11 protein-coding genes are annotated in these 14,397 nt (G+C 71.2%); 3 read left to right on the plus strand and 8 right to left on the minus strand.

Translation table 11 applies throughout. The features are described from left to right. The first annotated feature begins 169 nt into the window (after positions 1–169). The gene (locus G4D86_RS13500) at positions 170–2,206 is read left to right on the plus strand and encodes a PilZ domain-containing protein (RefSeq protein ID WP_163993487.1); all 2,037 of its coding nucleotides are present in this window, start codon (positions 170–172) and stop codon (positions 2,204–2,206) included. Positions 2,207–2,282: 76 nt separating this feature from the next. Here the strand turns inward: G4D86_RS13500 and G4D86_RS13505 are convergent, their stop codons facing one another. Both G4D86_RS13505 and G4D86_RS13510 read right to left on the minus strand, forming a co-directional pair. Then, positions 2,283–5,255, minus strand: a complete 2,973-nt coding sequence (locus G4D86_RS13505; protein ID WP_205519565.1) for a M36 family metallopeptidase — start codon at positions 5,253–5,255, stop codon at positions 2,283–2,285. A gap of 182 nt (positions 5,256–5,437) precedes the next feature. Next, complete coding sequence (locus G4D86_RS13510) at positions 5,438–6,415, minus strand: NYN domain-containing protein (RefSeq protein WP_163993489.1); 978 nt, start codon at positions 6,413–6,415, stop codon at positions 5,438–5,440. 426 nt (positions 6,416–6,841) lie between these two features. Here G4D86_RS13510 and G4D86_RS13515 point away from each other — a divergent pair, with 426 nt between their 5' ends. Next, a complete protein-coding gene (locus G4D86_RS13515) occupies positions 6,842–7,318 on the plus strand; it encodes a hypothetical protein (protein WP_163993491.1) in 477 nt (158 codons plus the stop codon). Positions 7,319–7,325: 7 nt separating this feature from the next. On the opposite strand, the gene G4D86_RS13520 is transcribed toward G4D86_RS13515, so the two are convergent. The 4 genes from G4D86_RS13520 to G4D86_RS13535 form a co-directional block, all read right to left on the minus strand. Beyond that, a complete protein-coding gene (locus G4D86_RS13520; RefSeq protein WP_163993493.1) occupies positions 7,326–8,096 on the minus strand; it encodes an HAD family hydrolase in 771 nt (256 codons plus the stop codon). Between the two features lie 49 nt (positions 8,097–8,145). Continuing rightward, the gene (locus G4D86_RS13525; protein WP_163993495.1) at positions 8,146–9,156 is read right to left on the minus strand and encodes an ABC transporter substrate-binding protein; all 1,011 of its coding nucleotides are present in this window, start codon (positions 9,154–9,156) and stop codon (positions 8,146–8,148) included. A 79-nt stretch (positions 9,157–9,235) separates the two neighbouring features. Then, positions 9,236–9,997 carry an ABC transporter permease gene (locus G4D86_RS13530; RefSeq protein WP_163993497.1) on the minus strand — a complete coding sequence of 254 codons (762 nt, stop codon included), beginning with the start codon at positions 9,995–9,997 and terminating at the stop codon, positions 9,236–9,238. A 7-nt stretch (positions 9,998–10,004) separates the two neighbouring features. Further along, entirely contained in the window at positions 10,005–10,913 is a 909-nt protein-coding gene (locus G4D86_RS13535) for an ABC transporter ATP-binding protein (RefSeq protein ID WP_163993499.1), read from the minus strand. Between the two features lie 341 nt (positions 10,914–11,254). On the opposite strand from G4D86_RS13535, the gene G4D86_RS13540 reads away from it, so the two are divergent. After that, entirely contained in the window at positions 11,255–12,967 is a 1,713-nt protein-coding gene (locus G4D86_RS13540; protein WP_163993502.1) for a serine/threonine protein kinase, read from the plus strand. A gap of 12 nt (positions 12,968–12,979) precedes the next feature. Here the strand turns inward: G4D86_RS13540 and G4D86_RS13545 are convergent, their stop codons facing one another. Next, positions 12,980–13,684 (minus strand): tetratricopeptide repeat protein, encoded by a 705-nt coding sequence (locus tag G4D86_RS13545; protein WP_163993503.1) that lies wholly within the window; start codon positions 13,682–13,684, stop codon positions 12,980–12,982. An 87-nt stretch (positions 13,685–13,771) separates the two neighbouring features. Further along, positions 13,772–14,344, minus strand: coding sequence for a hypothetical protein (locus G4D86_RS13550; protein ID WP_205519566.1), 573 nt, complete (start codon positions 14,342–14,344; stop codon positions 13,772–13,774). Positions 14,345–14,397: the final 53 nt, after the last annotated feature.

The following is a 14,397-nucleotide window of genomic DNA, read 5'->3' on the forward strand; positions in this document are numbered from 1 at the left end:
GTCACTTGACGACGACTGTCCCGGAGACCGAGTTCTTCGCGGTTCATCCGTGTGCAGGCTCCCCACAACCACGCATCACGTCCTCGTACTTCAGGGCTCGTACTTTCAGTGGGACTGACTCTTTTCGCGTGAAGCTGTATCGTCGGCGTCATTCAACAACGGAGCTGTCATGCAGGCGGACACGCTGGATGAGATGAGCGGCCGGGAGTCGGTGCTCGGCTACCGGATGGGGACGGAGCTGACGGCGGTGGCGTCGTTCGGCAACCGCCACGCGCCGGGCCGTCTGGTGCAGCTCTCGCTGGAGCACCTGACACTGCAGCTCGCCTCGCAGACGGCGCTGGAGCCGGGGCAGGCCGCGTCGGTGGTGCTCGGGCACGGCGAGCGCTGGGCCACGGCGCTGGACGCCGAGGTCATGGACGTGCGCGGCACGCCCGAGGTGAGCCTGCGCTTCGTCGCGCCGCCGCTCGCCGCGGGCCGCCGCATCGTCTCCGTGCTGGAGGCGCTGCGCGACAACGGCCTGCTGCTGCCGCCGGAGACGCGGCCGGTGTGGCGCGAGAGCATCGACCATCCGGACCGCGTGGCGCGCATCTGCGACGCGCTCGCGGCGCGGCAGGCGCGCGGCGTGGCGCGGCTGCCGGACGGCCGCAGCCAGGTGGTGACGGCGGTCTTCTTCGACGTGCACGAGGGCCAGATGGGCTGGCGCTTCGACGGCCCGGCCCCCGCCGCGCCCTTCGTGCTGGAGGCCTTCGGCTACAGCAGCGTGGTGCACGTGGAGGTGCGCGAGGCGCGTGAGACGGCGGGCCTGGTGGTGGTGCCGGCGCCCAAGGAGCTGGTGCGCTACCGCCACCGCTGGCTGCGCCGCGCCACGCCGAGCAGCCCGTGCACCCTGTCGTTCGACCACTCGCTGTGGCCGCAGGTGCACGTGCGCCGCCCGGTGCTGGACCTCTCCTACGAGGGCCTCGCCTTCATCACCGAGCCGGGCGAGGACCTGCTGTACCCGGGCCTGCGCCAGCCGGTGCTCGAGGTGGCCATGGAGGGCCTGCCTCCGGTGCGGCTGCGCGCCGAGGTGCGCAACATCTCCAGCACGTCCACCGGCCGCCGCTGCGGCATGTCCGTGCGGCCGCTGGACGGGACGGGCGCCCGCGCGTGGCGCGCGCTGGTGGAGGCGCAGATGCACCCCACCACGAAGGTGGAGGGCGACTGGAGCGAGGCCACGTGGAGCCTCTTCGAGCGCTCGGGCTACTTCCGGCTGCCGGGCAAGTCGCCCGAGGACTTCGAGGACCTGCGCCCCACGTTCGACGCGACGCAGGCCCGGCTGGAGGGCCGCACGCACCTGGGCTACCGCGTGGTGCGCCCGGCGGGCGACGCACTGGAAGCCACGGTGTCGGTGTCCAAGCCGTATGAGAGCAGCTGGATGGCGCACCAGCTCGCGCGGCAGCAGGTGCCGGGCACCCGCGCCTCCGCGCGCGAGGCGCTGCGCGACATCTACCTGCGCGGCTACGAGCCCACGCAGGTGGACCCGGACGTGAAGTGGTTCTTCGCCTTCTGCGAGGCGAACGTGCGCTGGGTGCGCTTCACCAAGTTCGACTTCGCCACCTGGTACGAGCACACCGGCCAGACGTGCCTCGTGCCCTTCCGCCTCATGGAGGGCGAGGTGGAGCGGCCCTGGGAAGTCCCCGTGGGCATCGACGTGGGCACCCCCACCGCCGACGAGCGCGCGCGCTTCTTCGAGCAGGTGTCGAGCACGCGCCCGGTGGCCTACCGCGAGGCGCTGGACCTGGTCCCCGAGCGCTTCGACCTGGCGGGCCCGCGCGAGAAGTGGGGCGAGGCGGGCCTGGGCCGCGAGCGCGAGCTGTTCGTCGCGCGGCACGGCGGCAAGCCGGTGGCGCTGGCGGTGGTGGAGTCCGCCGAGCCGGGGCTCAACCTCTTCAACGTGCTGGACGGCGTGCGGCTGGTGCCGCTGATTGACGACACGCTGCCCGAGGCGCAGGACGCGCTGCTGGCGCTGCTGGCGCGCGCGGCGGACTGGTACCGCGCTCGGGGCCGCAAGGTCTTCGTGCACTACGTGGAGTCGGAGTGCGTGGAGTACGTCGAGCGCGCCGCCCTGGCGGACCTGGGCGACGGCAAGCTGTGGGTCATCTCCGCCAGCCTGCTGCCCGAGTTCCTCGAGCACCTGCACGAGTCCACCACGCCCCGCGGGGGCTGAAGAAACACGACGGGCCGGGTGGCCTCGAGAGGCACCACCCGGCCCGGTGTGAATCACGTGCGAGCGCTGCGTGTGACTACTGCGGCCCGGCCTGCAGGTAGTAGGTCACGCCGCCCACGTTCGGGTTCTCGCCCTCCTTCACCTGCGGGTCCTCCTGGACGACGCCGAAGGTGTACTCCACGTAGGCGCCCTGCGGGTCCTTGGCGGGCTTGAGGTCGGTGAAGTTCATCTTCACCTCGAACTCCTGCTCCCCCTGCAGCGGAATGGCGAAGTAGGCCTTCGTCGGGTCCGCCACCTCGAACTGCGTCTCACCCACCTGCTGGACGCCCTCGGCCCGGCCGCCGGACGCCTTCCACAGCGCGGTCAGCTCCTGGCCCAGGTCCACCGTCACGCGGCCACGGGCGAGGAAGGGCTCCTGGCCGGCCACCGCGCCCTGCTCGAGGAAGCGCACGTTGAACATCCGCGGCTCACGCAGCACGTTGCGCAGGATGAAGCGCACGTCCACGAAGCCGAAGGGCAGCAGGTTCACGATGTTCGTGTTCCGCCAGAAGATGTTGTTGTTGTAGCGCGTGTTGTAGTTGGGGTCCGACGTCTCGACGAAGGCCATCGGGTCCTGCGGCGTGACGAGGCGCGACAGCAGGCAGTAGTGGCCGACGAAGGGCGGGTTCCAGGGGATGACCACCTCGGTGACGCCGCCCGGCGGCAGGTACACCACCGTGGCCTGGCCGATGTCCGTCCACAGGCTCTGCCACGAGGTGCTGGTGGCGGCGTTGGTGCCGTACGCCTTCACCACCACGTTGTGGGCCGCGACGGTGGTGCTGCGGTTGCGCACGCGCACGTGCACGTAGTTCGTCTGGCCGAACTCCGGGTTCTGGTGCGGGCCGTTGACCGTGCTGGTGCGGACCCAGATGTCCTCGCTCTCCCACATCACGTTGCCCGCGGTGGCGGGGTCCGGCTGCAGGCCGGTGTCCCACGGCTTGTCCTTGCCCCACACGTCGGTGCGGCAGGCGGTGGGCACGTTGAAGCCGTTGGTGACGGCGGTGGTGTTGGGGCCACCGGAGACGGCGTCCACGCCCAGGCCGAAGCCGGCGAAGGCCGTCCACAGCCGGCAGACGTCCTCGCCGCTGTGCAGGGTGGTGGCCGCCTGGATGATGCCGTCACGCACCTGCGTGAAGGTCGGGCTGCACGGCGTGTTCTTCAGGCCCTGCGTGAAGTACAGCATCATGCGCTGGTTGCCGGCGCTGCCGGTGGCACCGTACAGGTTGGTGCTGAAGCCCCAGCGGTCCACCAGCGCCCAGTACGCCTCCCACATGCCCTGCGCGAAGACCTGACCCACCGCGTGCGGGCCGGACATCGACGTGAGGCTCTGGTACGTCCACGTGTTGAGGGCGGGGTTGGTGCTGTACGGCTGGGCACGGATGCCGTTGCCGGTGGTGGGCTGGAACAGCGCGTACGTGCCGATGCCGCGCTTGAGCGGGCCGGTGTCCGTGGCCTTCGCCGTGTACATGAGCGCGAGGAAGTCGCTGATGCCCTCGCCCGGCTGCTGCGTGTTGCCGAGGCAGGACACGTTCATGGGGCCGCCGACGAGGCGGTTGGAGATGCCGTGGCCGAACTCGTGGACGATGATGCCCGAGTCCAGGTCTCCGTCGCGGTTCGGCACGCCGCCGTTCCACAGGTACATCTGCATGCGCGGGCGCTGGCCGTCGACGGGCGTGAAGAAGTTGGCGTTGTTCGTGCCGCCGCCGTCCTGGGCCTCCGCGCGCACGTCGTCGTTGCCCAGGCCGCCGTTGCCGTAGTTGTTGACCTGGAAGTTGCCGGACACCTCGTCGAACCCGTACTGGTACTGGACGTCGTGGATGATGTTGTTCCAGTAGAACAGGTTCGTCACGGCCGCCGGGGTGTACGTGGACGGCGCGCCGAGGAGGTTGATGGCGAAGCTGCAGTTGAGGACGCCGCCGCAGTTCGGCTCGATGGCCGGGGGCAGGTTGTCGGCGTTGATGTCGTCGTAGGCGTGGACGTTGTTGCCGCGGTGGATGGTGAACTCGGCCCCGGCGACGCCGTTGGTGTCATGCCAGCCGAAGGGCGAGGCGATGGCGTTGGCGGGGTTGAGCACGTTCACCCGGCCGTCCGCGGGCGGCAGCGGCGTGGTGTGGTTGGGGCTCTCCACGGGGCGCGGATAGACGCGGTACGTGTCCGCGGCCACGTGGTCCACGCGCGTCCAGACCTCGCCGGTGCTGGCGTCCACCGTCATGTCGTAGACGTGCTGCGAGTCCGCGGTGTGGACCAGGAAGTTCCAGACGAGGCGGGCCTCGCCGGAGCGTACCGGCAGCACGGCGAGCTGCGCGTTGATGGGCTCGGTGGAGACCCCGGCGTTGTCCACCTGCGTGCGCTGGCGCGGCCCCAGTTCCGTGCGGAGCTCGCGGGGCGTGGCGGCCAGCTTCAGGCCCAGGTGGCGCGCGGCGCCGGCCACGGCCTCACCGGCACCCAGGCGCGGCTGCGCGCTGGTGAGCGTCCGGGAGAGCGCGGGCAGGAAGTCGCTGTGCACGCCGAGGACGCGGCCCTCGGCGTCCACGTTGATCTGCAGCTGCCCGTTGTAGACGGGCACGCCCTGGTACGTCTGGCGCAGGTAGAGGTTGGTGACGCCGCTGATGCGCGAGTAGACGCGGTCGACGACCTCCAGGTTGGCCAGGTCCGACAGCTCCAGGCCGAGCAGCTCGCGCTGGGACTGGACGAAGTCGAGGCCGATGGCGAGCGCATCGCCGCTGCGCGGCGCGGAGAGGGCGCCCACGGGGTTGGTGAGGGAGCGGACGAGGCCGAGGGCCGGGTCATGCTCCACGCGGAGGTCCGGCACGCTCTTGCGCAGCTCGGCGGCCCGGCTCAGCTGGGCGGCGGAGAGGGCGCGCTTGACGCCGGAGTTGTAGGTGACGCGAGCATCGAAGTGGCGGGTGCCGTCCTGCTCCTGCGCGGCGCCCAACGCCAGCGGGGCCGTGAGGGTGCCCGTGACGACCAGCGCCTGGAACAGGCGCCTGCGATAAAGACCCAACGACATGGTGTCTCCTTCCAGCTGCTCTGCGGGGGTGTGTGCCGGCTCATGCGAAAAGCCGGCGCCACCCCGTGAGCAGAACCCGTGCCAATCGGCACTTCCTGGGGAAACACGAAAGAAAAGTAACTCTGGATGCCACAGTTTCCGCGCCGGCTGTGGCGCGGAATGTCACTGCGCGGGGGCGCTGACTAGACGCCCTCGTCCTCGTCCGGGTCCGGGTAGGACTCGAGCTCCTCGTCCTCCTCGACGTGGGCCTGGCGCTTCTTGCCCTTGCCCTCGCCGTGTCCGCCGCTGGGGGCGGCGGCGAGGTCCGAGTCCGCGGCCACCACGTACCACTGGCGGCCCTGCTGGATGCGGCGCAGGAGCCCTTCCTGCTCCAGCGCGGCCAGCAGCCGGGCGAAGGTGGAGAAGCCGTGCTCGCGCTCGTCGAAGTCCGGCTCCTTGCGGACGATGGCTTCCTTGATGAGCGACGGATTCACCGCCCCCGTCGCGCGCGCGAGCATGCTCTGCACCACCTCGCGGGCGATGTCCGGCACCTCCGTGCGCGCCTGGCCCTTCGCGGCCTGCGCGGGCTGCGCCGCCTCGGCCTTGCCCCCGCGCTCGCCGCGGGCATGGCGGCCGCCGCGCTTGCCGTGTCCCGGCTCCTCGGCGACCACGCTCTGCCGGCCCTTGTCCTTGTCTCCCTTTTCGGAGCGCGACTGGCGCGGGCGCAGGTAGATGAACTCGTCACACGCCTTCACGAAGAGGGGGGACGTGGACTCCTTCACCGCGAGCCCAATCACGGTGCGGCCATTCTCACGCAGCTTGTAGGCCAGCGGGCAGAAGTCGCTGTCCCCGGAGCCGATGACGAAGGTGTCGATGCTCTCGCGCGCGTAGCACAGCTCCAGCGCGTCGATGACCAGGCGCATGTCCGCGCCATTCTTCCCGGCGCGCGTGGAGGGCGGGACGTCCAGCAGCTCCACGCCGAACTCGTGCAGGCGAATCTTGGCCTCGGCGAAGCGGGACCAGTCGCAGTACGCGCGGCGGTAGACGACCTTGCCCTTCTCCAGCAGGCGGTCGAGCGACGGCTGCAAATCGAAGCTCGCGGAGTTGATACCGGTGTTGGTGACCAGGTTCTCGAAATCGATGAAGAGGGCGATGCGGTGTTCTTCGGTGCGACCGTTCACGTGCGGCCCCTGCGTATGGCCGCCCCCAGCAGGAGGCGGTGGATGAGTCCGGGCGCTCGCGGTGGAGCCGTGCCGGACAGCCCACCCTAGCCCTTTCCAGGCGCCATGGGGTGTTGGCCTTCGTGGGGTGAACACTCGAATGCTGAGTCCGCACCGCGAGCATGCAGTCGAGCGGTGCGGCGGACACGTGGGGCATGCCTCCGCCGCATGTCCTCCCCCGGCCGCGTGAAGCCCGTGAGCCCGGTGGTGCGATGCACCGTCCCGACGGCGGCCACGCGACGTGAGCGGAGGCCCGGTGCGCGGAGCGTGGCACGGCCTTCGGTACGTCCGCTGCTGGCACCCCCGGTCCGCACGGGGCCTCCGGGCCCCTAGCTTCAGGGGAACGGGTCGAAGGACCCCCGAGCCCGGAGCAGGACCATGATGCGGATGATTCCCAGGAGGTGGCGCGGCCTCGCGTTGGCGGCGCCATCGCTGACAGCGCTGTTGCTACCCGTGGCCACCCAGGCCAACGAACCCAGCCAGCCCACGGAGGAGGTCAAGCGCGAAAGCATGGGCGACCAGACCGTCAGCGGCCGCGCGGGCCTCCAGGACCCCTTCGTCGACTCCGCCCACCAGAGCCAGGGCCTGGCGGTGAGCCTCAATGGCGTCGCGGGCATGCCGGTGCGGCGCGTGACGCCGGACCAGGATCGGATGCGCCAGCTGACAGGAGAGGTGGTGAAGCTCAACGGCCAGGTCCTCTACGTGGAGACCGAGATTGGCGCCGTGGTGCCGCTGGACCTGAGCGCCCTCCAGCTTCGCAAGGCGCCCGAGAAGGGCCAGCTGGTGGTCGCCACCTACCAGGTGGAGAACACGACGGAGAACGTGGCGCTGTCGCTCGCGGGCGAAGTCCCGAACAAGGGCTGAGCCGGCGTCACTCCTCCGGGTGGAGCTGCACCAGCGAGGGCAGCTCCGCCGCCCGCGCGCGCAGGCGGGGCTTGGGGCGGATGGCCACCGGCACGCGCGAGGCGGCGAGCAGCTCGAAGTCGAACACGTTGTCGCCGAACGCCGCGTACAGCGGCTGGGGCGTGCGGGCGCGCAGGCAGTGCACCTTCCCGGCCGCGTAGGGGATGGGCTCGACGATGGAGGCCAGCACCGTCCCGTCCTCCTCGCGCGGCGTGCACGCCAGCACGTTGGCGGGGTCGATGCCCACCTCCACCACCGCGGCCTCCACCACCGCGAGCGGCGACGCGCTGACCACGTAGCAGGCGATGCCCCGGCCCAGCGCCCACTCCACCACGCGGCGCGTCTCGGGGTGCAGGCGCCGCTTCACCTCCCGGCGGGCCACCACGTCGCGGGCGAACGCTCGCACGGCGTCCACGCGCCAGCCGGCGAAGAGCCACGCCACCATCTCGTAGATTTCCTTCTCCGGAATCCGGCCCGCCTCGAACTCGGTGAAGAGCCGGTGCGCCAGCTCGCGCGCCTCCAGGCCCGGGGCCAGGCCGTGCGCCGCGCCCAGCCGCTGGAGCGCCGCGTGCGCCGGCGGGCGGATGTCCCCGTGCTCAAGCAGGGCGAGGAAGAGGTCGTCCCCCACGTCCCCGCTCCACAGCGTCCCGTCCCCGTCGAACGCCAGCACTCCGCCGGGCGCCCGCGCGGCCTCCTGGGCGATGCGCTCCAGCGTCTCCTCCACGCGCTCCATCCTCATGGGCGCGCATCCTCCCCCGGCTCCAGGGACGGAGTCACCTGCCGGGCCCTCACTTCGCCGCGGCGCCCCGCACCTCATCGAGGACGCTCAGGTCCACCAGGCCCTTGATGTCGGCGTCGGCGGTGAAGCCCAGGTCCTTCGCATGCTGCGCGGCGGTGGCGAGCGCGGAGGGCACCGGGTCCAGGCTGGGCTCCAGCCGGGAGAAGGCGTCCTGGATGATGGGCCCGGGCATGGGCTTGTGGGTGAGCCGGCCGAAGGCGGCGTTGACGGCGGTGGTGAAGCCGGCCCTGTCATTCTTCCACCGCTCGGTGAGCTGCACGTGCGCGCGCAGCAGCGCGGCCACGCGAGGCCGCTGCGTCTCCAGCACCTTGCGCGTCGTGACAATCACCGTGGTGGGGAAGCGCTTGTCGGGCCATAGGTCCCGCTCGTCCACGAGGATGTGGCCTCCGCCCTCGGCCACCATGCGCGCGCCCCACGGCTCGGGCACCCACGCGCCCTCGATGCCGCCATTCAGGAACTGGCCGAGGATGTCCGGGTTGCTCAGCGGGACAATCTGCACGTCGCCGGTGCCTTGAAGGTTGGTGACCAGCCCCTTCTGCTTCAGCCAGTAGCGCAGGGCGATGTCCTGCGTGTTGCCCAGCTGCGGCGTGGCCAGCTTCTTCCCCTTCAGCTCCTCGGCGGACTTCGCGCTCTTCACCACCAGCACCGCGCCGCCGTTCACCGCGCCGGAGATGATGCGCAGCTCGCGCCCGGCCTTGAGGAACGTGTTGATGGCCGGGCCGCTGCCCACGTAGGACACATCCAGCGAGCCGGCCACCAGCGCCTCCATGGCGGCGGGGCCGGCGTTGAACTGCTTCACCTCCAGCCGTCCCACGCCGGGCTGCGAGCTGAAGGTGTCCTCGGCGTTGCCCACCAGCGCCTGGGCATGGGTGATGTTGGGGAAGAAGCCCAGCCGCAGCGGAGCGTTGGGACTTCCAGCGGGAGCTTCGCGCTTGCAGCCGGCGCCGAGCACCGCCAGTCCGGCGAGCGCGAGAAGAAGCAGAGAGCGGGTTGGGCGCATACGCCGCCAAGAAAGGTACGGGCAGGCGGGATTTCAACGTACGCGAGGACGAAGCGTCGGGCGCTTTACGTCCAGTGCGTCACACCGCGTTCGTCAGGCCCCAGCGGCGGCGCAGCTTGCCCTCCACCGTCTGGAACAGGACACGGTCCACCGTCATCCCAATCAGGATGATGGCCACCATGACGGCCATGACCTGGGCCACGTCCATCAGCTCACGCCCCACGGTGAGCAGCTGCCCCAGGCCGCCGGAGACGAAGAGCAGCTCGCCGGCCAGCAGCGCGCGCCAGGCGAAGCTCCACCCCAGCTTGAGGCCGGTGACGATGCCGGGCAGGGCCGCGGGCAGCATGACGCCGAGCTGGAAGCGCATGCCCTTCACGCCCAGGGTGCTGGCCACGCGCACGAGCTGCGGGTCCACCCCGTTGACGCTGTCCTCGGTGGCGATGGCGATGGCCAGCACGCTGCCCATGACGACGACGAAGAGGATGGCGGAGTCCGTCAGCCCGAACCACAGGAGCGCCAGCGGCAGCCAGCAGATGGAGGGCAGCGCCTGCAGGCCGGAGACGACGGGCTTCACCGCGTTGCGGAAGAAGGCCAGGCGCGCCATCAGCAGCCCCAGGGGGACGCCAATGGCCACCGACATGAGGTACGCGCGGCCAAGTCGGCCCAGCGAGCGCAGCGTGGCCTCGGCGAGGCGGCCGTCGCCGACCATGGCGACCAGGCTCTTCGCCACCGTCAGGGGCCCTGGGAAGAGGTGGGGCGACCAGACGCCCACCCGCGTCAGCAGCTCCCAGCTTCCGAGCAGCAGCAGGAACATGCCCAGCTTCTGGACGTAGCGCTTCATGGCTCACCTACCTCGCGGGGCGGGGCATTCCGTGGGCGGGAAGGGTGGGGCGCGCGGCGGGGCGCTCGGGCACCCGGTGGGTGGCGGCCTCCGCGCGCGCGGGCTCCTCCACGTCGCGCAGCAGGCCGCGCAGGTGCCGCACCATCTCGTTCAGCCCGGCGTCCTCCGGCTTGCGCGGCATGGGCAGGTGGACCTCCAAGTCACTGACGACGCGGCCCGGCCGGGGCGCCATCAGCACCACGCGGGTGCCGAGCATCAGCGCCTCGTGCACGTCATGGGTGACGAACACCACCGTCTTGCCGGTGCGCAGCCAGATGGACTGAAGCAACTCCTGCATGTGGATGCGCGTCTGCGCGTCCAGCGAGCCGAAGGGCTCGTCCATCAGGAGCACGGTCGGGTCCATGGCGAGCGCGCGGGCCAGCGAGGCGCGCATCTTCATGCCGCCGGACAATTGGTGGGGCAGGGTGTCCTCGAAGCCGGTGAGCTGCACGCGGCGGATGTACATGTCCGCCCGCTCGCGGCGCTCGGAGCGCGGCACGCCCTTGGCACCCAGGGCGAAGGTGATGTTGCCGCGCACGGTGAGCCACGGGAACAGGGCCGCCTCCTGGAACATCAGGAGCCGCTCCGGCCCGGGCCCGCGGATGGCCTTCCCGTCGATGCGCACGGTGCCGCCGGTGGGCGTCACCTGGCCCGCCAGCGCGTAGAGGAGCGTGGACTTGCCGCAGCCGGACGGTCCCAGCAGACAGACGAACTCTCCGGAGCGGACGTTGAGGTCCACGTTCTGGAGGGCCACGACCTTGTTGGCGTACTGGTGGCCGAGCTGGGCGACGGAAATCTTCGCGCGCTCCGGCTCCACATGTGCCGGCCGGAGCAGGCGCAGCGAGCTTCGCCATCGGCCGAGGAGCGCACGTAGCATCAGCGACAACCTACGCACGTGGGTACAGGTGGGAAGGGGGCATGAGCGGCCGACATGCCGTCGGCCCGCCTGCCCGCCCGCTCCCACTTACCCTTGAGGTCCGATGAATTGCGTTCCGGCCCTGGTCCCCTGTGCCTGGGTCCAATCCCCTCCGAGCCCCAATCTGGGGATTCGGACGACGGCTGGTTTCGCCGCTCGCCCGGCCGTCCCGGACAGGAGGGCAGGTTCAGCAGGGCAGGTTCAGCGGACCCACCGGCTTTCCTGGCGACGGGGCCGCGGATGTCCTGGACGTCTTCGGCAGGGATTTCCCTTTGGACGCAAACCTGGGAGAACCCGGGCAAATGCAAGTGGGCAAATATCAGCTCATCCGCAAGCTGGCGGTGGGGGGCATGGCGGAGGTCTTCCTGGCGAAGGCCGAGGGGCCCGGGGGCTTCGAGAAGACGCTCGTGCTCAAGCGCATCCTCCCGCACCTCGTGGAGGACGCGTCCTTCGTGGAGATGTTCCTCGGCGAGGCGCGGCTGGTCGCCGGGCTGAACCATCCCCACATCGTGCAGATTTTCGACTTCGGCGAGGCCGAGGGCACCTACTTCCTCGCCATGGAGTACATCGACGGCCCCAACCTGCGCCGGTGGCAGCGGCAGGCCGCGTCGCGGGGGATGAGCCTGCCTCCCGCCATCTGCGCCCGGGTGGTCTCCGCCGCCGCCGAGGGCCTGGCCTTCGCGCATGACTTCAAGGACCCCGCCAGTGGGGCGCCGCTGGGGTTGATCCACCGGGACGTGAGCCCGGACAACATCCTGGTGTCGCGGCAGGGCGCGGTGAAGGTGGTGGACTTCGGCATCGCCAAGGTGGCGGGGCAGAAGCACCGCACGCAGACGGGCGTCGTGAAGGGCAAGGTCGCGTACATGCCGCCGGAGCAGGTCACGGCGGAGCCGCTGGACCGGCGGGTGGACGTGTACGCGCTGGGGGTCGTGCTGTACGAATTGCTCACCGGCCGCCTTCCGTTCGAGGCCGCCAACGAGCTGGGGATGATGCAGGCCATCGTCTCCGGCACGCCCGTGCCCGCGACGCGCTACCGGCCGGACCTGCCGCGCGTGCTCCAGTCCATCCTCACCACCGCGCTGGCGAAGGACCGCGAGGCCCGCTACCCCGACTGCCGCGCGCTCCAGGCGGACCTGGACCGCTTCGTGATGTCCACGGGCGTCCCGGTCGGTGCGTACCAGATTGCCCAGCTCGTCGAGCAGGTCGTGGACGGTGCCGGCGCGCAGGTGGCGCTCACGCCCGCGACGTCGCCGCGCCGTCCGGAGGGCGGGAGCGACGCGGAGCCGACGCGAGGCATGCCACGCGGTGCGCGACGCAAGGGAAGCGAGCCGGGGACGCCGGAGCCACGGGAGTCCATCTCCCAGGTCTCGACGGTGATGCGGATGGAGGGCGCCCACGACGCCACCGAGGAGCGCTCGGGGGGCTTCAAGAGGCTGCTGCCGGCGGCGGTGGCGGGCGCGGTGCTGCTCGTCGGAGGAGGCGGATATCTGTGGGTCGGGAGGACGCCAGGGCCGGTGCTCCCAAGGCCCCTTCCGGTGGAGGCCGTCGCTGTCCCCGCTACCGACGTGAAGTCTGGCGAGGTGGCAGCGGAGCAGGTGGACGCCGGGGCCCGCGAGCCCCCAGTGGCTCAGGCGACCGCGGCGACGGGCGGGGAGCAGGGCACGCCCGATGCCTCGGCGGAGCCCCTGGCGGATGACGACACGGCGGCACCTGGAATGGGGGGGCCGCCGGAGGCCGCCCGGGAAGACGCCGCGTCCCCCCGGGAGCGCAAGCCCGGCTCGTCGCGAGCGGTGAGGGGGAACCTGGGCACGCTCGAGTTCCGCATCCGGCCGTACGCCATCGTGTACCTGGATGGGAAGAAGGTCGGGGAGACGCCGTTCGACGCCATCGACGTGCCCGAGGGCCTCTACGCCGTGACGGCCGTCAACCCGAAGCTCGGCAAGAAGGTGACGCGGAGCATCGAGGTGAAGGCCGGCGAGGCCAACGTCTTCAAGCTCAACCTGCTGGAGGAGTGAGGGCGGCGCGGGCTACGGCTCGTCCTTCGCGGTGGGCTTCGCTTCCGGGGTCGCCTGCGCGGGCTTGTCGTCCGTGCCCACCACCACGTCCAGGGCCGAGCCCAGGGCCGACCCGACATTCTTTCCCACCTCCGCGCCCGTGACGCCCAGCCGGGAGCGCAGGCTCGAGAACGGGGACGACGAGGCCGTCTCGGGAGGAGGCGTGGACGGAGCCGGAGCGGCGGGCTTCTCGGCCAGGGGCGCCGGGGCCGTGAGGGTCTCCTCCGCGGGCTTCTCCGCGTCAGCGCGCGGGGCGCGTGAGTCCGTGGAGCCCAGCTTGCGCAGCACCTGCTTGCGCACGGACTCGAAGTCCCGCTGGACCTTGGGCGCCACCGGCAGGGGCAGCGCGCTCTCCGGGTGGAGCGACAGCCCGGCGCGGAACGCCTCCAGCGCCTGCTTCCTCCGGCCCAGGTCGGCCAGGACGATGCCCCGGTAGAGCGCCACCTTCACCTGCTCCTCGATGGTGGACGCCACCTGCTTCGCCTGGGCCAGCCAGTTGAGCGCCTTCTCGTACTCGAGCGACTCGTACAGGTGCGCGGCCCGCTCGATTCGCCGCTGGAACGTGCTCCCGGCGCCCTCGGACCCGGAGGACTCCACGTCGCCTCCCAGGGCCACGCCCGGCAGGACACACAGCGCCAGCAGCACCACCGCGCTTCGGAAGGCAACAAAGGCATTCATGCCATCCCTGCTTACCATGGACGCAATCCCGACTCCCAACCCGGGGCCGTCCCCCGGTGTCGGAAAGCCGATGCGCTCACGTGCGAGTCACGCCGCCTGCGCCAGCCGCTCCGCGCGCCGGTGTGCCCGCGTCCTCACGAGCAGCCACCCGCTGAAGGCGAGCAGCAGCAGCCCCACGGCGGTGAAGGCGCCACCCACGCGCAGCGACGCGCGGCGGTCGTCGTGCACCAACTCGAGCGGGGCCTCGCGGGGAGAAGCGAGGTAGCGCTTCACCTGCGCCTCCACGCCCGTGGCCTCGGCTTCCTCGGTGGCCCACTGGTGGAAGAGGGGAAAGCGCCCCTGCGTCGTCTCCAGCTCCGGCCGGTAGATGGGGACGCTGTCGCGCCGTGCGCTGCGGGTGCGCTCCACCCGGACGCCCTGGATTTCGTCCAGCGTGAAGCGCCCCGCCTCCTCGCGGGTGAGCCAGCCGGCGCGGGTGAGGGTGCACGGGCCGCCCGGCTCGCAGCGCAGCTCCACGCGGGCCTTCGCGTCCAGCAGGTACGGGCCGAGCACGAGGAAGGGCAGCGCCAGCAGCACGCAGGCCGCCGCGCCAATGGCGGTGGAGCGGCTGCGGCGCGGCTCGTCGTCAGCCGGAAGGGCGGGGGAGGAGGGCTCGCTCACGGCCCCTCTCATAGACCCGGGCCGTCCCGGGGGGCAGCGGTTTCGTGTGCGCC

Origin of the sequence: Pyxidicoccus caerfyrddinensis (assembly GCF_010894405.1) — a bacterium.
Taxonomy (GTDB): domain Bacteria; phylum Myxococcota; class Myxococcia; order Myxococcales; family Myxococcaceae; genus Myxococcus; species Myxococcus caerfyrddinensis.

What these genes read in the sequence shown, in the direction of transcription:
- G4D86_RS13530 (WP_163993497.1), bottom strand. Translation starts at nt 9,997, where the DNA reads ATGAAGCGCTACGTCCAGAAGCTGGGCATGTTCCTGCTGCTGCTCGGA.
- G4D86_RS13500 (WP_163993487.1), top strand. Translation starts at nt 170, where the DNA reads ATGCAGGCGGACACGCTGGATGAGATGAGCGGCCGGGAGTCGGTGCTC.
- G4D86_RS13515 (WP_163993491.1), top strand. Translation starts at nt 6,842, where the DNA reads ATGATTCCCAGGAGGTGGCGCGGCCTCGCGTTGGCGGCGCCATCGCTG.
- G4D86_RS13535 (WP_163993499.1), bottom strand. Translation starts at nt 10,913, where the DNA reads ATGCTACGTGCGCTCCTCGGCCGATGGCGAAGCTCGCTGCGCCTGCTC.
- G4D86_RS13545 (WP_163993503.1), bottom strand. Translation starts at nt 13,684, where the DNA reads ATGAATGCCTTTGTTGCCTTCCGAAGCGCGGTGGTGCTGCTGGCGCTG.
- G4D86_RS13540 (WP_163993502.1), top strand. Translation starts at nt 11,255, where the DNA reads ATGCAAGTGGGCAAATATCAGCTCATCCGCAAGCTGGCGGTGGGGGGC.
- G4D86_RS13520 (WP_163993493.1), bottom strand. Translation starts at nt 8,096, where the DNA reads ATGAGGATGGAGCGCGTGGAGGAGACGCTGGAGCGCATCGCCCAGGAG.
- G4D86_RS13525 (WP_163993495.1), bottom strand. Translation starts at nt 9,156, where the DNA reads ATGCGCCCAACCCGCTCTCTGCTTCTTCTCGCGCTCGCCGGACTGGCG.
- G4D86_RS13505 (WP_205519565.1), bottom strand. Translation starts at nt 5,255, where the DNA reads ATGTCGTTGGGTCTTTATCGCAGGCGCCTGTTCCAGGCGCTGGTCGTC.